Source organism: Promicromonospora sp. NPDC052451 (genome assembly GCF_044547525.1).
In the GTDB taxonomy this organism is placed as follows: domain Bacteria; phylum Actinomycetota; class Actinomycetes; order Actinomycetales; family Cellulomonadaceae; genus Promicromonospora.
The window spans coordinates 53,042-77,368 of the sequence record NZ_JBIUAP010000012.1; the positions used below are offsets into that span (position 1 = coordinate 53,042).

The 24,327-nt window shown below is 73.6% G+C and carries 14 protein-coding genes; 5 read left to right on the top strand and 9 right to left on the bottom strand.

Annotated elements, in window-relative coordinates; all coding sequences use genetic code 11:
* Positions 1-140: 140 nt before the first annotated feature.
* The 8 genes from ACIG47_RS19950 to fdxA all read right to left on the bottom strand — a co-directional run bounded on the left by ACIG47_RS19950 (position 141) and on the right by fdxA (position 12,894).
* A complete protein-coding gene (locus tag ACIG47_RS19950; protein ID WP_397432850.1) occupies positions 141-1,799 on the bottom strand; it encodes an ABC transporter substrate-binding protein in 1,659 nt (552 codons plus the stop codon).
* A gap of 247 nt (positions 1,800-2,046) precedes the next feature.
* Positions 2,047-2,751: an ABC transporter ATP-binding protein gene (locus tag ACIG47_RS19955; RefSeq protein WP_397432851.1), complete on the bottom strand. Its 705-nt coding sequence runs from the start codon at positions 2,749-2,751 to the stop codon at positions 2,047-2,049.
* Complete coding sequence (locus tag ACIG47_RS19960) at positions 2,748-3,770, bottom strand: ABC transporter ATP-binding protein (protein WP_397432853.1); 1,023 nt, start codon at positions 3,768-3,770, stop codon at positions 2,748-2,750. Before ACIG47_RS19960 ends, ACIG47_RS19955 begins: the two co-directional genes overlap by 4 nt.
* Positions 3,771-3,783: 13 nt before the next feature.
* A complete protein-coding gene (locus ACIG47_RS19965) occupies positions 3,784-6,618 on the bottom strand; it encodes an FtsX-like permease family protein (RefSeq protein ID WP_397432854.1) in 2,835 nt (944 codons plus the stop codon).
* Positions 6,618-9,866, bottom strand: coding sequence for an FtsX-like permease family protein (locus ACIG47_RS19970; protein WP_397432855.1), 3,249 nt, complete (start codon positions 9,864-9,866; stop codon positions 6,618-6,620). The genes ACIG47_RS19965 and ACIG47_RS19970 overlap by 1 nt, the downstream gene beginning before the upstream one ends.
* A 164-nt stretch (positions 9,867-10,030) precedes the next feature.
* Entirely contained in the window at positions 10,031-11,338 is a 1,308-nt protein-coding gene (locus ACIG47_RS19975) for a citrate synthase (RefSeq protein ID WP_397415095.1), read from the bottom strand.
* A 115-nt stretch (positions 11,339-11,453) separates the two neighbouring features.
* Positions 11,454-12,566, bottom strand: coding sequence for a succinyldiaminopimelate transaminase (dapC, locus tag ACIG47_RS19980; RefSeq protein ID WP_397432857.1), 1,113 nt, complete (start codon positions 12,564-12,566; stop codon positions 11,454-11,456).
* A 10-nt stretch (positions 12,567-12,576) separates the two neighbouring features.
* A complete protein-coding gene (fdxA, locus tag ACIG47_RS19985) occupies positions 12,577-12,894 on the bottom strand; it encodes a ferredoxin (protein WP_020017584.1) in 318 nt (105 codons plus the stop codon).
* A 140-nt stretch (positions 12,895-13,034) separates the two neighbouring features.
* Between fdxA and ACIG47_RS19990 the strand changes: the two genes are divergently transcribed.
* Complete coding sequence (locus ACIG47_RS19990) at positions 13,035-13,334, top strand: DUF6725 family protein (RefSeq protein ID WP_397432859.1); 300 nt, start codon at positions 13,035-13,037, stop codon at positions 13,332-13,334.
* Positions 13,335-13,548: 214 nt separating this feature from the next.
* On the opposite strand, the gene glgP is transcribed toward ACIG47_RS19990, so the two are convergent.
* Positions 13,549-16,125 (bottom strand): alpha-glucan family phosphorylase, encoded by a 2,577-nt coding sequence (gene glgP / locus ACIG47_RS19995; RefSeq protein ID WP_397432860.1) that lies wholly within the window; start codon positions 16,123-16,125, stop codon positions 13,549-13,551.
* A gap of 133 nt (positions 16,126-16,258) precedes the next feature.
* On the opposite strand from glgP, the gene ACIG47_RS20000 reads away from it, so the two are divergent.
* From ACIG47_RS20000 to glgB, 4 genes are all read left to right on the top strand, one after another.
* On the top strand, positions 16,259-18,364 hold the full coding sequence (locus ACIG47_RS20000) for a maltotransferase domain-containing protein (RefSeq protein WP_397432861.1): 2,106 nt from the start codon (positions 16,259-16,261) through the stop codon (positions 18,362-18,364).
* Between the two features lie 110 nt (positions 18,365-18,474).
* Positions 18,475-20,298, top strand: a complete 1,824-nt coding sequence (treS, locus tag ACIG47_RS20005; protein WP_397432940.1) for a maltose alpha-D-glucosyltransferase — start codon at positions 18,475-18,477, stop codon at positions 20,296-20,298.
* Positions 20,295-21,779: an aminoglycoside phosphotransferase gene (locus tag ACIG47_RS20010; protein ID WP_397432862.1), complete on the top strand. Its 1,485-nt coding sequence runs from the start codon at positions 20,295-20,297 to the stop codon at positions 21,777-21,779. The genes treS and ACIG47_RS20010 overlap by 4 nt, the downstream gene beginning before the upstream one ends.
* Positions 21,780-21,982: 203 nt before the next feature.
* Positions 21,983-24,301: a 1,4-alpha-glucan branching protein GlgB gene (gene glgB, locus ACIG47_RS20015; protein WP_397432863.1), complete on the top strand. Its 2,319-nt coding sequence runs from the start codon at positions 21,983-21,985 to the stop codon at positions 24,299-24,301.
* Positions 24,302-24,327 lie beyond the last annotated feature (26 nt).

Here is a 24,327-nt window from a genome sequence, read left to right on the forward strand (position 1 = left end):
TTGGGCGGTTTCAGCGAACCATTCTCCCGGACAACTCCGCAGCGGTGCGCCACAGCACAGTGGAAGGCGGGGTACGCGTCGCGCGTACCCCGCCTCACCTGGAGCGGAGCGTCACACCGGGGGTCCGGTCGTGATCAGGCTCACTCCGACTTGGTCACCTGGTACAGGATCGGGTCGCTGTCCCAGCCGAACACGACGTTGTCCACGGCCTCGGACCAGCCGCCGGTCGCGTTGTTGTACCAGAGCGGGATACCCGGCAGGTCCTGGAACAGGATCGTCTGGGCCTCCTTGTAGAGCTCGATGGCGGTGTCCGGGTCGGACTCGCCGTTGGCCTCCTTGAGCTTGGCGTCGAACTCCTCGGACGAGTAGCCCATGTCGTTCGAGCCGGCGCCCGTGCCGTAGATCGGGCCGAGGAAGTTGCTCATGGCCGGGTAGTCGGCCTGCCAGCCGCCGCGGAAGAGACCCTTGATCTCCTCGTTGTCACGCGCGTCGAGGAACTCGTCGAACGTGGGGTAGGCGTCGAACTCGCAGTCGATGCCGAGCGTGTCGCGGATGCCGTTGCAGGTCGGGTCGATCCACGACTGGTGGTCGCTGTCCGCGTTGGACGCGATGTACAGGGGCTCGTCACCCCACGGCTCGATAGCCTCGGCCTCGTCCCAGAGCGCCTTGGCCTCCTCCGGGTTGTAGTCGAGCACCTCGTTGCCCTCGAGGTCCTCGCTCCAGCCGTTGATCACCGGCGAGGTGAAGTCAGTGGCCGGGGTGCGCGAGCCGGAGAACACGGTCTCGGTGATGGCCTCACGGTCGATCGCCATCGAGATGGCCTGGCGGCGCAGGAGGCCCGCCTCGCCCTTGAGCTTCTCGTTGTACTCCGGGACGTTGATGACCTGGATGACGGCGGCCGGCTGGTTGACGGCGCGGTCGCCCAGCTCGTCCTCGAACGTGCCGAAGGCGGAGGCCGGGACGTTGGTGACGATGTCCAGGTTGCCGTCGAGCAGGTCGTTGTACGCCGAGTCCTCGTCGGTGTAGGCGACCAGGTCGACACCACCGTTCTGGACCTCGCGCTCACCCGCGTACGTCTCGTTCGGGCGCAGCTCGATCAGCGAGTTGTGCTCCCAGGTCTCCAGGACGTAGGGGCCGTTGCCGATCGGGGCCTCGCCGAACGCCTCCGGGTCGTCGAAGAACGACTCGGGCAGCGGGTAGAAGGCCGAGTAGCCCAGCCGCAGCGGGAAGTCGGACTCCGGCTGCGTGAGCGTCGCGGTGAACTCGGTGTCGCTGACGACCTCGAGGCCCGACAGCGTGTCGGCGGCGGGGTCCTCACCGGTGGGCTCACCGGCGTCGTCCGTGGGGACCTGGACGTCCGCGAAGCCCTCGATGGGCTCGAAGAAGTAGCTCAGGTTCTGTGCGTTGGGGCCGTAGGCGCCGTAGTTCCAGGCGTCCACGAAGCTCTGTGCCGTGACCGGCGTGCCGTCCGAGAACTCCCAGCCGTCCTTGAGCGTGATCGTCCAGACCTGGTTGTCGTCCGACTCGATCGACTCCGCGACCTCGTTGTGCACGACGCCCTCGGCGTCGTAGTACACGAGACCGGCGAAGATGTTGCTCGTGACCTTGGACCCGAAGGTCTCGTTGGTCATGGTGGGGATGATCGGGTTCTGCGGTTCACCGTTGCCGACCGTCACGATGCCGGTGCTGGCGCCGCCGTCGCCGGTGTCATCGCCGCCGCCACCGCCGCAAGCGGTCAGCACGAGCGACGAGGCGAGCGCGAACGCGCCGAGCCCCACAAGTCGCTTTCGAGGTGTCACGTGTCCTCCTGGGTAGCAGTACACCCCGGTCCGGCGGGTGCCGTCCGGAGTGATGCGGGCGCTTCCTTGCGCCCCGTGGTATCACGACCTAACGTAACCGCTCCGCGCGAATGGTGATGACCACCACCGGGGAAACGCCACCGAGTTGTGACCATCTCGGTATGCACGGGTAACACCGGGTAACAGTTCTGACCAGGTGGTTCTCACACCCGTAACAAAGCCGCCGTGAGGCCGTTCACCAGGAATTTCACCCGTCAGCGGCTGGTTTCACCCGCCCGTCGTGCAGCTCCACCACCCGGTCCGCCCGCGCCATCAGCTCGGGGTCGTGCGTGGAGACGACGGCCGCCACCCCGCGTTCGTGCACCACCCGGGCCAGCAGGTCCATCACGACCGCCGCGGTGGCGGAGTCGAGCTGTCCGGTGGGCTCGTCGGCGAGCAGCACCTCGGGTTCGGCCACGAGTGCCCGCGCGATACCCACCCGCTGCTGCTGCCCGCCCGACAGCTCGTACGGACGCTGCTTCGCGTGCCCGCTCAGGCCCACAGCCGCAAGGGCCTCGGCCACCCGCCGGGCGCGCTCGGCCGGGGCCGTCCGCCGCAGGCGCAGGGGCACCTCCACGTTCTCGGCCGCCGAGAGCACCGGCACCAGCCCGAACGACTGGAACACGTAGCCGATCCGGTCACGCCGCGCGGCGAGCACCGCCTTCTCCCCCAGTGCCGTCAGCTCCGCGTCGCCGAGCCACACGCCACCCGACGTGGGCCGGTCCAGTCCCCCGAGCAGGTTCAGCAGCGTGGTCTTGCCCGAGCCCGACGGGCCGCGCACCACCAGCAGCTCGCCCGCGGCGACCTCCACCGACGCGTCCGTCAGGGCGTGCACCTCGCCCGGGCCGGTACCGAACACGCGGGTGAGCCCCTCGGCACGCAGCACGGTGCGCGCGGGCGTCGTCGTGGTCATCGGTCCTCCTCGGTCCCGGTGCGTCCGGCGTCTGTGCGCCCGGTCTCTGTCCGCCCGGTCTCTGTCCGCCCGGTCTCTGTGCGCCCGGTGGTGGCACCCGGCGCCGCCGGCCACACCCCGACGTGGTCCGGCTCCAGGGCCAGCCGCACGCGGTCGCGCAGGTCGAGCGCGTGCACGAAGTCCTGCGGGAGCTGCAGGCGCCCGACCCGGTCGACCACCGCGAACTCCTCGGCGACGTGCCGTTCGGCGCCGTGTTCGTCCACCTCCGTGCGGCGTAGCGTCTCCGTGGACGTCCGGCCGTCGCGGATCTGGACGGTGCGCGCCACGTGCTCGGACACCGTCGGGTCGTGCGTGACGATCAACGTGGTCACGCCCGTCTCCCGGTTCACGCCGCGCAGGGCCTCCAGCACCTCGACCGAGGTGGCCTCGTCGAGCTCGCCCGTGGGCTCGTCGGCCAGCAGCACGCGGGGGTCGTTGGCCACCGCGACCGCGATGGCGGTGCGCTGCTGCTCACCACCGGACATCTCGCCGGGTCGCCGCCCGGCCGCGTGGCCCACCTCCAGCAGCTCGAGCAGGTCCTCGACGCGACGCGCGCGGTCGCGCCGCGGCAGCGTGCCGGCCAGCTCCAGCGGGAGCCGCACGTTCTCGCTCGCCGTGAGGTACGGCAGCAGGTTGCGGGAGGTCTGCTGCCACACGAAGCCCACGGTCGAGCGCTGGTACCGCACCCGTTCGGCGTGTCCCATGGTGAGCAGGTCGGTCCCCGCTACCACCGCGGACCCGCCCGTCGGCGTGTCCAGGCCGGAGAGGATGGTCAGCAGCGTGGACTTGCCCGAGCCGGACGCGCCCACGACGGCCACGATCTCGCCCGGGTCGACGCTCAGGGTCAGGCCCTGCAGCGCCTGGACCTCGACGCCGTCGGTGGCGAAGATCCGCACCAGGTCGCCGCACCGGATCTCGCCCCCACCCGCACGGGCGGCCGACGCCGGGGCGCCGCCGGTCAGCTCGATGGTCGTGCTCATCGCGTCTCCCTCCTCAGTCATTGCTTCCCATCCGGAGCTGGGCCGCCACCTCGCCGCGCCGGCCGAGCGCGGCGGCGACGCCGACCGCGGCCAGCACGGCGACAAGGAAGCCCGCGGCCGCCGCGCCGAGCAGCACCGGGTCGTACTCCGGCCTCGGCTGGGTCACCCCGCCGGTCAGGGCGGTGACGTCCACCGCCGCCAGCACGAGCGACGGCACCGCCACCCCGAGCACCGCGCCCACCAGGAGCGCGATCACGGCCCACGGCCCGATCTCCCACCCCACGAGCCCGCGCCCCTGGCGCGACGACATGCCGAGCGTCTGCAGCACGGCGAGCAACCGGGCCCGCGCCGGGGCCGCGAGCATCAGGGTCATCACGACCGCGGCCACGCAGAGCAGGGCCGCCAGCACCACGGCCAGCACGAACGCGGCCACCAGCCCGGCCGAGACCGGGGCCGCGCGCAGGGCGTCGGCCTCCTGGTCCGGGTCCTCGACCACTGCCGACGGCAGCAGCCGCGAGATCTCGGCGGTCACGGCCGCGCGGTCGGCGTCGTCGGACAGGCCGACCAGCGCGAGGCGGGCGAAGGAGCTGTCGCCGGTGCCCAGCTCCAGACGCTCGGTGTCGGCGAGCACCAGCGCGCGGCCGGCGGGCAGGCCGGGCAGCTCGTCGACCACGTCGACCACCTTGACGGGCACGCTCCCCTCCTGGGTCGCCAGCGTGATCCCCGTGGTCCCCGGCGCGACGCCGGGGCCGGCGGCACCACGGGTGAGGATGACGGGTACCGCTGCGTCCGGGCCGTCCGGCCCGGTGAGCGCCGCGAGCGTCTCAGGACTGCCCGCGACGTCCTGCTGGACCTGCGCGAGCCGTTCCGCGTCCACCGTGTACACCCGCGCGCGGGGCGCCGACCCCTCGCCCTGCAGCACGGCGTCACCCACGTCGGCGACGGGAGTGACCGCGTCGACGCCATCGAGCGCGGCGATCTGGCCGGCGCCGGCCTCGTCGACGATGGGACCGGAGACCCGCAGGTCGGCCCCGGTCGCGCGCCATGCCTCGCGGACGATCCCGCCCGAGACGGTGGAGTACAGCACCGCCGAGGTGGCGGCGACCGCCACGGCCAGCACGAGGGCGACCGCCGGTACCGGCCCGCCCGCCGGGTCGCGCGTGGCTCGTGCCGCGCCCAGGAACGGCACCAGGTCGCGACGCGGCGCGAGCGCCCGCTCGACCGCGAGGGCCAGCCACGGGTAGGCCCGCACCGCGAGCAGGGTCAGCGCGAGGGACACCAGCAGCGGGGCCGCCGCGACCAGCGGGTCGACGCCGGAACCGCCGCCAGCTCCCGCGACGACGCCCCGGGACAGCAGCAGCCAGGTGGCCAGCACGGCCCCGGCGACCACGAGCAGCTCCAGCACCCAGCGCACCCGGCTGCGGGAGCGCGGCGCGAGATCGCTCCGGGTCGGGCGCAGGCCCGCGGGCGAGGTCGCCAGCGCGAGGGCGAGCGCGGGAGCGAGTCCCGCCGCGAGCGCGAGACCCACCTGGCTCACCGTGACGGGCGAGGTCACGCCCGCGACCGTCGTGACGGCCAGCCCGGCCGCGAACCCGAGGGCGGCGCAGCCGAGACCCACGACGAGCCCCTCGCCGCCCATGAGCAGGCGGAGCTGCGTGCCGGAGGCGCCGCGCGCCCGCAGCAGGGCGAGCGCCGGGCGCCGCCGGTCCACGACGAGCCGCGCCCCCAGGGCGAGCACGGCGAGCGTGGCCCCGAGCGGCCCGACGGCGAGGACGGCCACGATGGCGTCGACGCCGGTGCGCTGCGCGAGCAGGCGCTCCAGGATCTCGCCCAGCCGGCTCGCGGGCCGCAGCTGGAGGGGCGCCGGGTCGTCCGGGCCGGCCGGCACGAGGAACGTCTGCGCCGACTGGCCGTTGACCTGCGCCAGGAGCTCCGGTACGGCGGCGGCGGTCACGCCGTCGGTGTCCACCGGGTACCACACCCGGGTCTCGGCCATGCCGAGCGTGACCGGTGTGATCATGGCCGGGTTCACGTAGGCCGTGGCCGTGCCGAGCAGCCCGCGGTTGGGGTCGGCGACGACAGACGCCCGAGCCGCGAGGGCGTGGTGCAGCCAGTAGTCGGCGTCCGGGTCGCCGGTCTCGAAGATGCCCGTCACCACGAGCGACGGGTAGCGGTCGGCCAGGGCGACCACGCCGACGCCGGCGAGGTTGTCGTACCGGCCGCCCAGCTCCCAGCCGTAGGTGTCGGCCACGGCGCGCGAGACCGCCACCTCGACCGGCGGGGCCGGGCGGGTGGGCTGTCCGAGGGGCTGGTCCTCGCCGTCGACGACGGGTTCCGCGGTGGCGGCCGGCCAGCGTCCCTCGACGAGCTCGGCGTGCTCGTCGAGGTCGGTCGCGGCACGGAGGAAGACCTTCGCCTCGGCCAGCTCCGACCGGGGCACCGGGCGGGTGTAGGCGGCGTCCGTCGAGGTGACGTGGAAGCGCGGGGCCCCCATCGCCGAACGCAACGGCTCGGGCGTCTCGGCACGCACCGCGTCCAGGTTCTCGGTGAAGGGCGCCCAGTCCGGCTCGTCCGGCACACCGGACCCGGCCTGGCCCGGGTCGTAGAACATGCCGCTCATGGGCTGACCGGGGACGGCCCCGACCACGGAGATCACGTCACGCGCCGGTCCCGACGCCGCGGCCGTCTCGTAGACCACCTGGTCGGCGTGCATCGCCGAGACGGCCCGGGGTGCCGTCGAGAGCACACCCGCCGCGAGGAACGCGACCAGGCCGAGCGTCGCCGTCGCGCCCCAGGAGGTGCGTAGCTGGCGCCGCGCGAGCAGGCCCAGCCCGGACAGTGCCCCCATCAGCGGACCTCCTCGCGGTAGGTGGTGTCACGAGCCTGTGCGGCCACGCGCGCGCCCACGCCGGTCGCGACCAGCACGAGCCCGGCCACGGCTGCCGCCAGCACCAGACCGGTCCCGGTCGTCTCGAGGACGAACCGGGCGGGCGGGGCCGTGCCGATGCCGGTGAGGGTCGCGGCGGCGAGGCCCCCGGCCAGCAGGCGCGCCACGGCCCAGCCCGCGACGGCGCCCACGACGAGCGCCGCCAGGCCGACCGTCACCAGCTCCGTGACCCGCGACCGGGCCTGGGCGACGGGACCGAGCCCGACGGCACGCAGCACGACCACCTCACCACGCCGCTCGCGCAGGGTGGCGACGGCCACCGCGAGCACGCCGGCCAGGGCCAGCACCGTCGCGCCGGCGGCGGCGAGCCAGAACGAGACGCGCACCGGTACGGCGGCGTCCGCGGCCCCGGAACCGGAGGTCAGGACGCCGGCCTGCTCGCGGCCCGCGGACCTGCCGGCCTCGGCCGTCGCCTCGTCGGCCAGTCGGGTCACGGCGGCCGCGGGTGCGGGGCCGCCCGGCGGTCCGGCGGCGAGCCAGACCTCGCTGGTCAGCAGCGGGTCGCTCACGTCGCGCACGAGCAGGGTGGCCAGCGCACCTCGGTCCAGCAGCGCGGCATACGGGTCGAGCGCCCCGGGCACCGTGCCCGCCGACGCCGCCGCGACCACCGGCAGCCGAGTGCCGCCCAGGGTCAGCTCGAACGTGTCGCCGGGCGCGATGCCCAGCGTGTCCGTCAGGGAGGTCGAGGCGAGCAGGGGCACCGGTCCGGGGTCAGGCGTGGTCAGGAGGCGCAGGCGGCTCGCGCCGGTCGCGGCGCCGCCGAGCGGCATGGTCAGCTCCGCGGTCCCGGTCGGCGCGTCCGGGCTCAGCTCCAGGCCCGCACCGTCGAGGGTCTCCGACGGCGTCCACGCGGCGTCCGCCACGGGTGTCCCGTCCGCCACCAGGCCGGCCACCGACAGGGTCAGCTCCGCCGCGGACCAGCCGGGCCGGGTGTCCAGGTCCAGGCCGACCACCCGCCACGCCTGCCCCGCGGGCGCGGGCGGGACGTCGCCGGTCAGCGCATGCTCGGTCTCGGCCTCGCCCAGGGTGCCGGCGGTCCCGTCGCCCGCGGTCAGCTGCCCGAGCGGGACCGTGGCGAGCGTCCCGTCGGGCGTGGCGAGCACGAGCGCCGCGTCGAGCTCGTGCGGCGGTCCGGGCTGCTCGGTCCAGCCGTCGAGCGGCCGGATGCTGCCGCGCACGGTGAGGGTGACGTCGTGGACGCCGTCCGGCAGCGCCGGTGCGTCGGCGAAGGCGTCGGTCGACAGGTCCGTGGCCAGCCGCTGCACGTCGAGCACGCCGCCCGGAGCCCGGACCACCTGCGGCAACGCGGCGGCGGGCAGCGCGAGCAGGGTGACCGGCTTGCTGTCGGCGTACGCGGTGGCGGACAGCGCGGGCGCCGACGCGACGGCCGAGTCACCGGGGCCCGAGCCACCCGGCAGGTACGGCACGGCGTCGAGACGGCCGCTCTCCGGCGCGGTCACGCGCACGTCGGCACCGACCGCCAGCACGTCGACGTCGGCGCGCAGGCGTTCGGCGGTCCCCGTGTACCCGCCGGCCAGGCCGGCCGACCCGCCGGCCAGGACGAGCAGGACCACGGGCACCACGTAGACCACGATCCGCCGGGCCACCTGCCACGCGGCCAGCGGGCCGACGACGCCCCGCGACCGCCCCGCCAGACCGGCCCACAGCCGCGTGGCGGGTCCGAGCACCGCCATCGCCACCACCGCGAGCGCGGCCAGGACGAGGGCCGGGGCGGCGGCCGCGGCCGGATCGGTGGTCGCGCCGCCGGGGGTCGTGACCAGCGGGGACCCGTACCGCAGAAGCTGCGTCAGGCTCACCGCGGCGGCGGCCACCGTCAGCACGACCGTGCCCAGGGCGGCCACCTGACGTACCCGGCCCGACCGGTCGGTCACCTGCCGCCGCACCGCCGCCTGGGCCTGGAGCGCCGCGACGAGCACGAGCACCAACGACGCCGCGACCGCCACGACCAGGGCGACGACCAGCGGCGTCGCCAGGGAGACCGCCGCACCGGCGTCCGCCCGGGCCACGAGCAGCAGGGCCGCCCACGCGGCCACGCCGCCCGCCGCCGCGGCGGTCAGCGCCAGCAGCACGCCCTCGACGGCCGCGGCCGTCGTGACCGTGCCCGGCGCGGCCCCACGGGAGACGAGCAACGACACCTCGCCCTCGCGGGTGGCGGCCAGGAGCCGCGCGACCTGCACCAGGGCCACCAGCCCGACGAGCGCCAGCAGGCACAGCGGCACCAGGGCGACGGCGTCCGCCGCGCGCAGGGCGTCCGCGAGGTCGGTGGCCGTCACCTCCAGGGTGCCCGCGACGGTCAGCCCACGGGGCGCGACGTCGGAGTCCTCGCCCAGGACGCCCTGTGCCTGGCCGGTGAGCCGCGCCAGGGCGGGCAGGTGCGCGGGGGTGAGCGCGGCGACGTCGGGCACCACGGTCCAGCGCGCGAACGGGTCGGTGTCCAGCTCCGCGACGACCTGCTCGCTCACCACGACGGGACCGGGGTGGGCCTCGTCCGTCCCGGTGAGCACGGCGGGGTCGCCGAGCCAGACGGCGTCGTCCGGGTCGGTCACGCGCCACGTCGCCGCGACGGTGACGGGCGTCCCGGTGGCCGCCGGCTCGTCCGGGTCGACACCCACGCGCAGCGTGTCCCCGACGGCCAGCCCGGCGGCCTGTGCGGCGTCCGCCTGCACCGCCGCCTCGTCCGCCGCGGCGGGCCAGGCGCCGTCGACCAGCGTGACGCCGTCGGCGCCCGCACCGGCCAGGGCGGCGTCCCGGGTGGCGGCGGGCAGCAGGGCGAGCGACCAGCGGCCCAGGTCCCGGCCGTCGGCGCCCCGCGTGTACTGGGGTTCGGTCCGCACGTCGTAGGCGACGTGGTGCGGCACGCTCTCCAGCAGGCCGGCGAGCACCTCCCGGACGCGGGCGTCCTGCGCGGCCGCCTCGTCGTCGTCCGCGAGACGGGTGGAGAGCTGGAGCGCACGACCGGACGGCTCGGCGGCCAGCAGCCCGTCCCGGGCGCTCGCGGTGGCGGCGGCCTGCGTCCAGCCGACCGTCACGCCCAGCGCCCCGGTCAGGACCGCGACCAGCAGCCAGACGAGCGCGAGCAACCCGCGGTGCGCCGTCGACCGGCGGGCTAGGAGGGTGGCTCGACTCACGGGCCCAAACTAGCCGGGGCCGGTGACACGGACGACGAAAAAGCCGGCGCCGCGGGCAACGATCAGGTCACGCCGGCCACGACGCGGGCCCCCGTCCGGCGAGGACGTCCCGGGACCGGAGGTCTCGGGACCACCTCGCCTGGCGGGGGCCCGGAAGAGGCGGACTAGCGCGACGCCACCGGCACGTACGGACGCTCCGTGGCACCCGTGTAGACCTGGCGCGGGCGGCCGATCTTGGTCTGCGGGTCCTTGATCATCTCGCGCCACTGGGCGATCCAGCCGGGCATGCGGCCCAGCGCGAACAGCGGCGTGAACATCGCCGGCTCGAAGCCCATGGCCTTGTAGATGAGGCCCGTGTAGAAGTCGACGTTCGGGTAGAGCTTGCGCTCCACGAAGTAGTCGTCCGAGAGGGCGATCTCCTCCAGGCCGCGCGCGATGTCCAGCAGCTCGTCCTTGGCGCCGAGCTTGTCGAGCACCTCGTCGGCCGACTTCTTCACGATCGCCGCGCGCGGGTCGTAGGACTTGTACACGCGGTGGCCGAAGCCCATCAGCCGCACGCCGTCCTGCTTGTTCTTGACCTTGTTCATGAAGGTCTCGACCGTCTCGCCGCCCGAGCGGATCTTCTCCAGCATGGTCAGCACGGCCTCGTTGGCCCCGCCGTGCGCCGGGCCCGACAGGGCGTTGACGCCCGCGGCCACCGACGCGTACAGCGTCGCGTTCGACGAGCCGACCACGCGCACCGTGGACGTGGAGCAGTTCTGCTCGTGGTCCGCGTGCAGCACCAGCAGCTTCTCCAGCGCGTCCACGACCACCGGGTCGGCCTCGTAGGCCTCGTACGGCGTCGCGAACGTCATCCGCAGGAAGTCCTCGACGTAGCCCCGCGAGTAGTCCGGGTACAGCAGCGGCTCGCCCACGCGGCGCCGGTGCAGGTAGGACGTGATGGTCCGGGTCTTGGCCAGCAGCAGCACGGTGGCCAGGTCGACCTGCTCGTCGTCGGTCGGGTCGAGCGACTCCGGGTAGAACGTGGACAGCGCGTTCACCGCGGAGGCCAGCACCGCCATCGGGTGCGCGTTGCGAGGGAACGTTCCCATGAACGTACGGAAGTCCTCGTGCACCAGGGTGTGCCGGTTGACCCGCTCGGTGAAGGAGTCCAGGTCGGCCGCGCTCGGCAGCTCGCCGTAGATGAGCAGGTACGCGACCTCGAGGAAGGTCGAGCCCGAGGCGAGCTGGTCGATGGGGTACCCGCGGTAGCGCAGGATGCCGGCATCACCGTCGATGTAGGTGATCGTCGACTCGCACGACGCCGTGTTCATGAAACCCGGATCGACCGTGACCAGGCCCGTGTCCTTGAGCAGCGACGACACCACGATGCCGTCGTTGCCCTCGCTCGCGGCGACGACAGGCAGGGGGTGAGTGGTTCCGTTGACGGCGAGCTCGACGCGGCTCGAGCCGTCCACCGGTGTGGAGGTCATGTCTTCCTTCCTGAAGAGCGCACGAGGGACACTGCGGCGAAGAAAGCAGTCGGGGCAGCGTCGACCTGGGGCCACGACAGTATCGTGCCCAGCTCTCGTTTTTCCAATCCGTCGGTCAAGCCTGTGTGAGGCGCGACACAGCATCGGCAATCTGCGCGTCAGTCGAGGTCAGTGCCACGCGCGTGTGCCGGTCGTCGCCGTAGAGGTACCCGGGCGTGGTGAGGAGGCCACGCTCCGCGAACCATTGTGCGACCTGGAGCCCGGATCGGCCGTCCGGGGCGGCCACCCACAGGTACAGGCCGGCCTCCGAGTCGTCGACGACGAGCCCCGCCGCGACGACGGCCGCGGCCAGCGCCTCCCGCCGGGCCCCGTAGAGGTCGCGCTGAACGGCGACGTGCTCGTCGTCCGACAGGGCCGCCGTCATCGCGGCCTGCACCGGGGCGGGCACGATGAGGCCCAGGTGCTTGCGGGTCTGCGTGAGATCGGTCACCAGGGCACGGTCGCCCGCCAGGAACGCCGCCCGGTAGCCCGCGATGTTGGACTGCTTGGACAGGGAGTACGCCGCCAGCAGACCCTCGTGCGACCCGCCGCACACGCGCGGGTCCAGGATCGACGGGACGCTGCCCGACGGCGTCTCCCACGCCAGCTCGGCATAGCACTCGTCCGAGACGACCACGGCGTCGATCGCCCGCGCCGCCTCGACCACGGCGCGCAGCGCCGCGACGTCGAGCACGCGGCCCGTCGGGTTGCCGGGTGAGTTGACCCACACCATGCGCACGTCGTCGCGGCCCGCCCAGTCGGCCACGTCGTGGGCTGCGAGCGGCGTGGCGCCGGCGGCCCGGATGCCCGCCACGTAGGTCGGGTAGGCCACGGCCGGGTGCACCACCACGTCACCGGGACCCAGGTGCAGCAGGGCGGGCAGCAGGCCCACGAGCTCCTTGGAGCCGATGGTCGGCACCACGGCGGCGGGGTCGAGGTCCGGCACGCCACGGCGCCGGGCGAACCAGTCCGCGACCGACTGCCGCAGCGCCGGCGTCCCCGCCGTCAGCGGGTAGCCCGGCGCGTTCGACGCCGCCTCCAGCGCATGTCGCACGACGTCCGGCGTCGGGTCCACGGGCGTGCCCATGGAGAGGTTGATCAGGCCGCCGGGGTGGGCCTTCGCCGTCGCCGTGAGGTCGTCGAGCGAGTCCCAGGCGAAGGGCAGGTCGGAGATGTCGTGCAGGCCCATGCGTGCGAGGTCAGGCCTGCGGCGGGAGGGCCGCGATCATCGGGTCGTCCTTCTCGATGACGCCCATCTTCGCGGCGCCGCCGGGCGAGCCCAGGTCGTCGAAGAACTCCACGTTCGCGCGGTAGTAGTCCTTCCACTCGTCGGGGACGTCGTCCTCGTAGTAGATGGCCTCGACCGGGCACACCGGCTCGCAGGCGCCGCAGTCGACGCACTCGTCCGGGTGGATGTAGAGGGAGCGGCTGCCCTCGTAGATGCAGTCCACGGGACACTCCTCGATGCACGCCCGGTCCTTGACGTCGACGCACGGCTGAGCGATCACGTAGGTCACTTCGAGGGTGTCCTTCCACTTCCGGACTGGGGGGGGCATGCACTGCGCGGGCCGCGTGGGCGGCCCTGCCGCGCGATCCTAGTATCTCCCGGGAGACCCGCAGATCCCGACCGGTCTCACGCACCGGAAAGAGAACGCACGTGACATTCGCTACACCGCCGGACGCCTCGGGTGGCTGGCGCGCCCTGCGGCCCGGTACGCGGGTGGTGGTCCGACGCCGCCTGCCACCCGCCGGGCCGGTCGTGTCCGACGGCGGCTCGGCCCACCGTTGGACCGACCTGATCGGATTCGTCGTCGAGGTCTCGGACACGGGGCTGCGCCTGCGCACCGACCCGGTACCCGGGCGCGCCGAACCGACGGAGGTGGAGGTGGCCGCGGCGGAGATAGCGGCCGCCAAGCCGATCCCCCCGCGGCCCACCCGCCGCCCGCGGGAGACCTGACCTCGGTCATCTGCCCGCGACGCGGATCGACTTCGGTCCCTTGCCTCGAGTTCGGTCAATCAGAGGACCGATCTGGAGGCAAGCGACCGAAGTCGAGTCCCGAGGCCGAGCAGCTGACCGAAGCAGCAGCCCCGTGGCCGAGCAACTGACCGAAGCCACAGCCCCGAGGCCAAGCTGACCGAAGCCACAGCCCCACGGCCCAAGCCCTCGCCGCTCAGGCGTTGGCCACCAGCCCCAGCTCCGCGACGCTCGTCAGGTGCCGGTGCCTCGGCACGATGCGCACCGTGTAGCCGAAGGGGCCCGACGTCTCCAGCTCGACCTCGCCGCCGAACGCGTGCCGCCCGGCCTCGTAGGACTCGGCGAGGGCCAGGGGCTCGGCGGTGAACTCGTCGATCACGTCGGCCTCGGTCACCCGCCCGTGGACCACCTGCACGTCCACGTCGTCGGGCGACAGGGAGCCGAGCGAGACGTACGCCCGCACCGTGAGGCGGTCGCCCACCCGGACGGCCTCGCCGATGCCCGCCGACTCGACGTGGTCCACGCGCACCTGCGACCACGAGCCGCGCACGTGGGCCTTCCAGCCCGCGAGGTCCTTGGCGGCGGCGAACCCGTCGGCGGCGAGCGCCCGGCCCGCCTCGGCGGCCGGGGCGTACAGCCCGTGCACGTACTCCGAGACCATGCGCGTGGCCTGGACCTTGGGGCCCAGGGTGGCCAGCGTGTGCCGCACCATCTCCAGCCAGCGGCCCGGCACGCCGTCGGTGCGGTCGTAGAAGGCGGGCGCCACCTGCGACTCCACGAGGTCGTACAGCGCGGCGGCCTCCAGGTCGTCGCGGCGGTCGGCGTCCTCGACGCCGTCGGCCGTGGGGATGCCCCAGCCGTTCTCGCCGTCGTACCACTCGGCCCACCAGCCGTCCTCGATGGAGAGGTTCAGCCCGCCGTTGAGCGCCGACTTCATGCCGGACGTGCCCGACGCCTCCAGGGGCCGCAGCGGGTTGTTCAGCCAGACGTCGCAGCCCGGGTACAGCGACTGCGCCATGCCGATGTCGTAGTTCGGCAGGAAGACGATGCGGTGCCGCACCTCGGGGTCGTCGGCGAACCGGACGAGCTGCTGGATGAGCCGCTTGCCCGAGTCGTCGGCCGGGTGCGACTTGCCGGCCACGATGAGCTGGACCGGGCGCTCGGGGTGCAGCAGGAGCGCCTTGAGCCGCTCCGGGTCGCGCAGCATGAGCGTGAGCCGCTTGTACGTGGGCACACGGCGGGCGAAGCCGATGGTGAGCACGTCGGGCGACAGCACGTCGTCGACCCAGCCGAGCTCGGCCGGGGACGCCCCGCGCTCGCGCCAGGACTTGCGCACCCGGCGCCGCGCCTCGGCCACGAGCTCGGCGCGCATCTCACCGCGCAGGGCCCACAGCTCGGCGTCGGACACGCGGCCCGCGTCCAGCCAGCCGCCCGACGCCTCGGGCGCCGTGATCTCGTCCAGGCCCAGCCGCTCCGCCTCGACGGCGGCCAGCCGCGGCGCCACCCAGGTGGGCGAGTGCACGCCGTTGGTGACGGACGTGATCGGCACCTCGCGCGCGTCGAACCCGGGCCACAGGCCCTCGAACATCTCGCGGGAGACCTGGCCGTGCAGCAGCGAGACGCCGTTCGCGCGACCGCCCAGCCGCAGGCCCATCACGGCCATGTTGAACACGGTGGGGTCGCCGCCGTCGTAGTCCTCCGAGCCGAGCGCGAGCACGGTCTGGGCCGGCACGCCGGGCATCTCGTTGTCGCCGCCGAAGTACGCGCTGACCAGCTCCTTGGGGAACCGGTCGATGCCGGCCGGCACCGGCGTGTGCGTGGTGAAGACCGTGGCCGCGCGGACCGCCTCGTGGGCCTCGCCGACGCTGAGCCCGGCACCGACCAGCTCGCGGATCCGCTCGACCCCGAGGAAGCCGGCGTGGCCCTCGTTGGTGTGGTACACCTCCGGCTCGGGCGCCCCCGTCAGGCGCGACCAGGCACGCAGCGCGCGCACGCCGCCCACGCCGAGCAGGAGCTCCTGCTGCAGGCGGTGCTCGCCGCCGCCGCCGTACAGGCGGTCGGTCACCTTGCGGGCCGCGTCGTCGTTCTCGGGCACGTTCGAGTCGAGCAGCAGCAGCGGCACCCGGCCGACGGCGGCCACCCACACGTGCGCGTGGAGCGTGCGGCCCCCGGGCAGGCCGAGCGAGATGACGGCGGGCGTGCCGTCGTCCTCGCGCAGCACCGCGAGCGGCAGACCGTCCGGGTCGAGCAGCGGGTAGGTCTCCACCTGCCAGGCGTCCCGCGTGAGCGACTGCCGGAAGTACCCGGCGCCGTACAGCAGGCCCACCCCCACGATGGGCACGCCCATGTCGGACGCGCTCTTGAGGTGGTCGCCCGCCAGGATGCCGAGACCACCGGAGTACTGCGGCAGCACCGAGGTGATGCCGAACTCGGGCGAGAAGTAGGCGATCGCCCGCGGCAGCCCGGCGCCCGAGGGCTGCTGCTGGTACCACCGCGGGTCGTGCAGGTAGCGGTGCAGGTCGTCGGACGCCGCGCGCACGCGGCCCGTGAACTCCTCGGAGGCCGCGAGCGCCTCCAGCCGCTCGGAGCCGAGGGCCGCGAGCAGCGCCACGGGATCCCCGCGGACGTCGGACCAGAGGTCCGGGTCGATGCTCGCGAACAGCTCGCGCGTGGGCGCGTGCCAGGACCAGCGGAGGTTCTGGGCCAGCTCGTCGAGCGCCGCGAGCTGCTCGGGGAGGACCGTGCGGACGGTGAATCTGCGGATCGCTCTCACCGGCAGAACACTACGCACTCCTCGGGGCGAGCACACCTGTTGCCGAGGGCTTCACCGACCCGTCCGACGACGTTCACCGGACCTCGGCGTGCCCCGCAGGCGAGTCACCCGGACCGGTCGATAGCGTGGTCCGGTGAGCCCGCACACGCGTCCCGGCCGGATCGGCCGCATCCCCGTCCTCGAGGTCGCCCCTGTCGTCGAGGCGGGCCGCTGGCCTGCGAAGGCGGTGGTCGGCGAGGTGGTCCCGGTCGAGGCCACGGTCTTCCGCGAGGGGCACGACGCCGTGTCCGCCACCGCCGTGCTCGTCGCCCCCGACGGGTCGGACCACTCGTGGGCGCCGATGGCCGACGTCGCACCCGGGCTCGACCGGTTCCGCGGGGAGGTGCAGCCCGACGCCGAGGGTGACTGGACCTTCCGCGTCGAGGCGTGGTCGGACCCCTACGCCACGTGGGTGCACGACGCCGGGATCAAGATCGGCGCGGGCATCGACGTGGACCTGATGCTGGCCGAGGGGGTGCGCCTGTTCGAGCGCATCTGCCGGGACGTCCCGAAGGACCCGCTGGTCGGCCCCGGCCGCACGACCCGCGACGCCCGGGCGCTCGCCGCGGCCCGCCGTGCGCTGTCCGACGCCACGCGGCCGGCCGAGGCCCGGTTCGCCGCCGCCACCGCTCCCGAGGTGACCACCGCGCTGCGGCGCGCGCCCCTGCGCGAGCTGGTCTCGGCGTCCGAGGCGTACCCGCTGCGGGTGTCGCGGCAGCTCGCGCTCGCGGGCTCCTGGTACGAGATGTTCCCGCGCTCCGAGGGGGCGTACCAGAAGAAGGACGGCACGTGGGTGTCGGGCACGTTCGCGACGGCGGCCGAGCGGCTGCCGGGTATCGCGGCGATGGGCTTCGACGTCGTGTACCTGACGCCGGTCTCCCCCATCGGCACCACGTTCCGCAAGGGCCGCAACAACACGCTGGAGGCGCAGCCGGGCGACCCGGGCAGCCCGTACGCGATCGGCTCGGCGGACGGCGGGCACGACGCCATCCACCCCGACCTGGGCACCGAGGACGACTTCCGGGCGTTCGTCGCCGCCGCCCGGGCGGAGGGCCTGGAGGTGGCGCTCGACATCGCGCTGCAGTGCTCCCCCGACCACCCGTGGGTGACCGAGCACCCGGAGTGGTTCGTGGTGCGGGCCGACGGGTCGATCGCGTACGCGGAGAACCCGCCCAAGAAGTACCAGGACATCTACCCGCTCAGCTTCGACACGGACCCCGAGGGCCTGTACCAGGCGGTGCTGGACGTGATCCGCACGTGGATCGACCGTGGGGTCACGCTGTTCCGCGTCGACAACCCGCACACCAAGCCGCTGGACTTCTGGGAGTGGCTGCTGGCGCAGGTGCACGCGACCAACCCCGAGGTCATCTTCCTCTCGGAGGCGTTCACCAGGCCGGCGATGATGCTGACGCTGGCCCGGATCGGGTTCCACCAGTCGTACACGTACTTCACCTGGCGCAACACGAAGGAAGAGGTGGAGGAGTACCTGGCCGAGGTGAGCGGTCCGGCCGGCTCGGTGCTGCGCCCCTCCTTCTGGCCCACCACGCACGACATCCTGCCGCCCTACCTGACCCACGGCGGGGTGGCGGCGTTCGCCGCGCGGGCCGTCCTGGCCGCGACCGGCTCGCCGACCTGGGGCATCTACTCGGGCTACGAGCTCGTGGAGAGCACCCCCCGCCCCGGCGTCGAGGAGCAGATCGACAACGAGAAGTACGAGTACCGCCCCCGCGACTGGGCCCGCGCCGACGAGTACGGGATCGCCCTGCTGCTCGGCGAGCTGAACGCCATCCGCCGTGCGCACCCCGCGCTGCGGCAGCTGCGCAACCTGACCGTCCACCCCACCACGAACGGGCAGGTGGTCGCGTACTCGCGCCGGATCTCGGCCGATCACGCGTCGGGCGCGACAGCGACGCCCCCGGGCCGCACCATGGGTACCGGGGGCAACGGTCGACGTGCCCCGCGACACGACGACGTGATCGTGGTCGTGCTGAACCTGGACCCCCGGAACGCACAGGAGTCAGTAGTGCATCTGGACCTCTCCGCCCTCGGCCTCAGTGCACCCGAGGGCGATGACAACGCCCCGTTCTTCGTGGCCCACGACCTGCTCTCGGGCGAGACCTACGGCTGGGGCGCCCATCCCTGGGTCCGGCTCGACCCGCAGGTCCGGGTGGCCCACGTCCTCCAGGTGGGGCCGGCATGACGACGTTCGGGCCGGGAGGCCCCGCCGTCGGGCCGCCGGAGCACTCCGGTGAGCAGGCCGCGCTGCCGGCCGAGCAGCCTGCTGCCCGGCCGCAGCCCGAGCGGCCCAGCATGCCCAACCCGCCGTCCGTCCCGGTGCCCGTCCAGGCGCTGCCGCCACGCCGGCAGCCGCGGCTCGACGCGCGCCGCAAGGGCCTCGTCGACGACCCCGAGTGGTACAAGAAGGCCGTCTTCTACGAGGTCATGATCCGCTCGTTCTCCGACTCCGGGGACAACGGCACGGGCGACCTGCGGGGCCTGGTCGAACGCCTGGACTACCTGGAGTGGCTGGGCGTCGACTGCCTCTGGCTGCCCCCGTTCTTCCCGTCCCCGCTGCGCGACGGCGGGTACGACGTGGCCGACTTCACCGCCGTCGCACCGCAGTACGGCACGATCTCGGACTTCAGCGACCTGGTCGCCGCGGCGCACGAGCGCGGCATCCGCGTGGTGATCGACCTGGTCATGAACCACACCAGCGACGCCCACCCGTGGTTCCAGGCCTCGCGGGCCGACCCCGAGGGCCCGTACGGCGACTTCTACGTCTGGAGCGACGACCCGACGCGGTACGAGGACGCGCGCATCATCTTCGTCGACACCGAGACGTCGAACTGGACGTTCGACCCGGTGCGCCGGCAGTACTTCTGGCACCGGTTCTTCAACCACCAGCCCGACCTCAACTTCGAGAACCCGCGCGTGGGCGAGGCGATGCTCGACGTCGCGCGGTTCTGGCTGCAGCTCGGCGTGGACGGCTTCCGGCTCGACGCCGTGCCGTACCTGTTCGAGGAGGAGGGCACCAACAGCGAGAACCTGCCCGAGACGCACCGGTTCCTGCGCCGGGTCAGGCGCATGGTCGACACGGAGTTCCCGGGCCGGATCCTCCTGGCCGAGGCCAACCAGTGGCCCGCGGACGTGGTGGAGTACTTCGGCACGGAGGACGATCCCGAGTGCCACATGTGCTTCCACTTCCCGGTGATGCCGCGCATCTTCTACGCGATCCGCGACCAGCGGGCCCGCCAGCTCCTGGAGATCCTCGCGGACACCCCGGCCATCCCGCCGCACGCGCAGTGGAGCACGTTCCTGCGCAACCACGACGAGCTCACGCTGGAGATGGTGTCGACGGAGGAACGCGCCAGCATGTACGGCTGGTACGCCCCCGACCCCCGGATGCGCGCCAACGTGGGCATCCGGCGGCGGCTCGCGCCGCTGCTCGACAACTCCCGCAAGGAGATCGAGCTGGCCAACGCCCTCCTGCTGTCGCTGCCGGGCACGCCGTGCCTGTACTACGGCGACGAGATCGGCATGGGCGACAACATCTGGCTGCCCGACCGCGATGCGGTGCGCACCCCGATGCAGTGGACGCCGGACCGCAACGCCGGCTTCTCCACCGCCGACCCGGGCAAGCTCTACCTGCCGCTGATCCAGTCGCTGGTGCACCACTACCAGCACACCAACGTCGAGGCCCAGCTCGCGCAGCCCACGTCGCTGCTGCACTGGATGCACAACATGCTGGCCTTCCGCCGGCTGCACCCCACGTTCGGCACGGGCGACTTCACGGCGCTGGACTGCAACGACGAGTCGGTCATCGCGTTCACCCGCTCCTCGGCGGAGGAGACCCTGCTGATCGCCGCGAACCTGTCGGCCACCGCCCGCTCCTCCACCATCAAGCTCCCCGGGTACGCGGGCTGGACGCTCACCGACGTGTTCGGCGGGGCCGGGTTCCCGTGCGTGGGTGACGACGGCGTGCTGACGATGACGTGGGGCGCCCGCGACTTCTACTGGCTCGTGCTGGCCCCGCCGACACCGGCACAGGCGGCGCCCGCGGAACGGGCGACCCCGGCGGATCAGCCGGCCCCGGCAGGCCAGGCGGAGACCGGCGGGCAGGCGCGAGAGGTGTGAGCCCGGCGCGCCCCGTCCACGTCTCCCCCGGAGCCGCGCACCTCGCCCCGGAGGTGCTGCGGCTGCTCGACACGTGGCTGCCCCGGCAGCGGTGGTACCCCGTGCCCGCCGAGGGCGTGGTGCACGAGCCGTGGCTCACCGTCACCTTCGCGGGGGTGGCCGACGTCGTGGTCGCGCTGCTGCGGCTGGCCGGGCCCGGGCTCGCGACCGGTGACGAGTCGCTCGTCGTCCAGGTCCCGCTCGTGCTGACCCCGACGGCGGAGCCCGAGGCCGACACCGCCGACACCGAGGCGGCCGGGCTGATCGGCACCGTGACCACGGCGTCGGGCACGGCCACCGTGCACGACGGCGGCGTGCACCCCGCGGCCTGGCACGCCTACTTCACCGCCGCGCTGCCCGCCGCGTGCGAGCCGGAGGACTGCGCAGAGCTGCGCGGGGCGCGGCGCATCTCCGGGGAGCAGTCGAACACGTCGGTCGTGCTGCCGGCCCTGCCGCACGCGACGGGCCGGGGCGGAATGCTCAAGATCCTGCGGACGGTCGCGCTCGGCCCGCACCCCGACGTCGTGATCCCCGAGGCCCTGACGCGGGCAGGCTGGGACGGTGTGCCCCGGTTCCTCGGGGCGGTGCCGCTGCCGGTACCCGCCGGCCAGGGCGGCACCGGCACGGCCACCGGCGACCCGGCCCTCGCGCCGCTCGCCCACCTCGCCGTGCTGTCCGAGCTCGTCCACGACGCGACCGACGGGTTCGAGCTGGCCTGCGCGTACGCGGCACGCGACGAGGACTTCGGGGAGCGTGCGGCCGAGCTCGGCGCGGTCGTCGCACACCTGCACACGACGCTGCGCGAGGCGCTCGGCCCGGGGCCGGCGCTCGAACCGGCGGGCTTCATGGGCGTGCTGCGCCGCCGGGCCGCCGAAGCGTTCGCGGACGTGCCGGACCTGGCCCCGCAGCGCGCGGGCGTCACCGCCCTGTACGACGCCGTGAGCGCCCGCCTGGCCGCCGTCGGCGAGCGCGCCGGGAGCATCGTGCGGCTCCAGTCCATCCACGGCGACCTGCACCTCGGCCAGGCCCTGTACTCGCCCGACGGCTGGAAGGTGCTCGACTTCGAGGGCGAGCCGCAGCGCCCCGTGGCCGAGCGCACCGCACCCGACCTGCCCCTGCGCGACGTCGCGGGGATGCTGCGCTCCCTCGACTACGCGGGCGCCGTCGGCCGGGCCACCGACCCGCAGTGGGTGTCCCACGCCCAGATCGGCTTCCTCGAGGGGTACCGGCAGGCCAGCGGCGAGGCGCACGAGGGCACGGTCCGCCCGGTGCCCGGTGCCGCGACGTCGGGCAGCGAGCTCGACGTCGCCACCGCCGAGCTGCTGCTGCGCGCCCTGATCGTGGACAAGGCCCTGTACGAGGTGGTCTACGAGTACCGGCACCGGCCCGCGTGGATACACATCCCGCTGGCGGCAGTGGAACGCGTCCTACAGGACCGTTGACTTCGGTTGGTTGCGCCGCGTAGACACCTGACTTCGGTCGGTTGCGCTGAGATCGGTCAATCAAATGACCGATCTCAGCGCAACCGACCGAAGTCGAACCAGCCACTGTGCAAGGGACCGAAGTCAACCGCCCGCTCGGGCCGTGCGTCTCGTGAACCTGTGACGTGTCGCACGCCGGGCACCTGGCATGGAAAGGTGAACCCATGGCTGACCTGCCCGACGTCGACCTCGAGTTCCTGACCGCCATCGCGTCCGGGACCCACCACGACCCGCACACCGTGCTCGGCCCGCACCTGCTCGACGGCCCGTGGGCCGTCGTGCGCGCGCTGCGCCCGCTCGCGGACGAGGTCGTGGTGACCACACCGGACGGCGAGGTGTCCGCGACCCACCAGGGCGCGGGGGTCTGGGCCGCCGTCGTCCCGGCCGCCGAGGAGCCGGACGGGTCCCGGCACGCCCCCGACTACCGCATCCGCACCCGCTCGGGCACGGACACGTGGGTGTCCGACGATCCCTACCGGTTCCTGCCCACGCTGGGCGAGGTCGATCTGCACCTGATCGGCGAGGGCCGGCACGAGCAGCTCTGGCAGGTGCTCGGCGCCAACCTGCACCGCTACCCGAGCGCGGACGGCGACATCGCGGGCGTCGCGTTCGCCGTCTGGGCACCGAACGCGCGCGGCGTGCGGCTCGTGGGCGACCACAACGGCTGGGGCGGCACGCATCCCATGCGGTCGCTGGGTTCCACGGGTGTCTGGGAGCTGTTCGTCCCCGACGTCGGCCCCGGCCTGCGGTACAAGTTCGAGATCCTCGGGGCCGACGGTATCTGGCGCGCCAAGGCGGACCCGCTGGCCAAGGCGACGGAGCACCCGCCCGCCACCGCGAGCGTGGTCACGTCCTCGACGCACGAGTGGCACGACGACGCGTGGCTCGCCGCCCGGGCCGCCACGGACCCCCACTCCGCGCCGCTGAGCGTGTACGAGGTGCACCTGGGTTCCTGGCGTCCCGGCCTCGGCTACCGGGAGCTGGCGGAGCAGCTCGCGGCCTACGTCACGGAGCAGGGCTTCACGCACGTGGAGCTGCTGCCCGTCGCGGAGCACCCGTACGGCGGCTCGTGGGGCTACCAGGTCACCAGCTACTACGCGCCGACCTCACGGTTCGGCTCGCCCGACGACTTCCGGTACCTCGTCGACCGGCTCCACCAGGCGGGGATCGGCGTCATCCTGGACTGGGTGCCCGCGCACTTCCCGCGTGACGAGTTCGCCCTGGCCCGGTTCGACGGCGGGCCCCTGTACGAGCACCCCGACCCGCGGCGCGGCGAGCAGCAGGACTGGGGCACGCTGATCTTCGACTTCGGCCGCCGCGAGGTGCGCAACTTCCTGGTGGCGAACGCGACCTACTGGTTCGAGGAGTTCCACGCCGACGCGCTGCGCGTGGACGCCGTCGCCTCCATGCTCTACCTCGACTACTCCCGCAAGGAGGGCGAGTGGACGCCCAACGTGCACGGCGGGCGGGAGAACCTGGAGGCCATCGCGTTCCTGCAGGAGGCGAACGCGACCGCGTACCGGCGCACGCCCGGCGTCATGATGATCGCCGAGGAGTCGACGGCCTTTCCGCAGGTCACCGGGCCGACCTCCAGCGGCGGCCTGGGGTTCGGCCTGAAGTGGAACATGGGCTGGATGAACGACACGCTCCGCTACCTGGCCGAGGACCCGTACAACCGCCGCTACCACCACGGCGAGCTCACCTTCTCCCTCGTGTACGCGTACACGGAGCAGTTCGTGCTGCCGATCAGCCACGACGAGGTGGTGCACGGCAAGGGGTCGCTGCTGCGCAAGATGCCCGGTGACCGGTGGCAGCAGCTCGCGGGCGTGCGGTCGTTCCTGGCCTACCAGTGGACGCACCCCGGCAAGCAGCTCCTGTTCATGGGGTGCGAGTTCGCGCAGGACACGGAGTGGGCCGAGTCCGAGGGCCTGCGCTGGGACCTGCTCGGCGACGCCGGGCACGCGGGCGTGCAGCACGTGGTCCGGGACCTGAACGCGCTCTACCGTGCGACGCCCGCGCTGTGGGAGCTCGACTTCGATCCGGCAGGCTTCGAGTGGCTGGAGTCCGACGACGCCGACCACAACGTGCTCGCCTACGTGCGCCGGTCCCGGTCCGGCGACCCGGTGGTGGTAGTCGTGAACTTCGCGGGCATCCCGCACGAGGGATACCGCCTGCCGCTGCCGGACGTGCCGCGCCCGGCCGGCCCCGGGCCAGGAGCCGTCGAGGCACTGCCGCCCGCCGAGCCGGTCGAGACGTCGGTCCGCCCGTCGCCGACGCCGCTGGTCGACGTCGTCGGCGACGCGGACGAGGGCCACGTGTGGCTCGAGGTGCTCAACACCGACGCGACCGTCTACGGCGGTTCGGGCGTGGGCAACATGGGCCGCGTCCGGGCGGAGCGGGTGCCGCACCACGGCCGACGTTGGTCGGCCGAGATCCGCGTCCCCCCGCTGGGCGCCCTCATCCTGACCCCGGAACCACGTTGAGTGCGGGATATTCGCCCTTCTGCGTG

What these genes read in the sequence shown, in the direction of transcription:
- treS (WP_397432940.1), top strand. Translation starts at nt 18,475, where the DNA reads ATGCCCAACCCGCCGTCCGTCCCGGTGCCCGTCCAGGCGCTGCCGCCA.
- ACIG47_RS19960 (WP_397432853.1), bottom strand. Translation starts at nt 3,770, where the DNA reads ATGAGCACGACCATCGAGCTGACCGGCGGCGCCCCGGCGTCGGCCGCC.
- dapC (WP_397432857.1), bottom strand. Translation starts at nt 12,566, where the DNA reads ATGGGCCTGCACGACATCTCCGACCTGCCCTTCGCCTGGGACTCGCTC.
- ACIG47_RS19975 (WP_397415095.1), bottom strand. Translation starts at nt 11,338, where the DNA reads ATGACCTCCACACCGGTGGACGGCTCGAGCCGCGTCGAGCTCGCCGTC.
- ACIG47_RS19965 (WP_397432854.1), bottom strand. Translation starts at nt 6,618, where the DNA reads ATGGGGGCACTGTCCGGGCTGGGCCTGCTCGCGCGGCGCCAGCTACGC.
- glgB (WP_397432863.1), top strand. Translation starts at nt 21,983, where the DNA reads ATGGCTGACCTGCCCGACGTCGACCTCGAGTTCCTGACCGCCATCGCG.
- ACIG47_RS19955 (WP_397432851.1), bottom strand. Translation starts at nt 2,751, where the DNA reads ATGACCACGACGACGCCCGCGCGCACCGTGCTGCGTGCCGAGGGGCTC.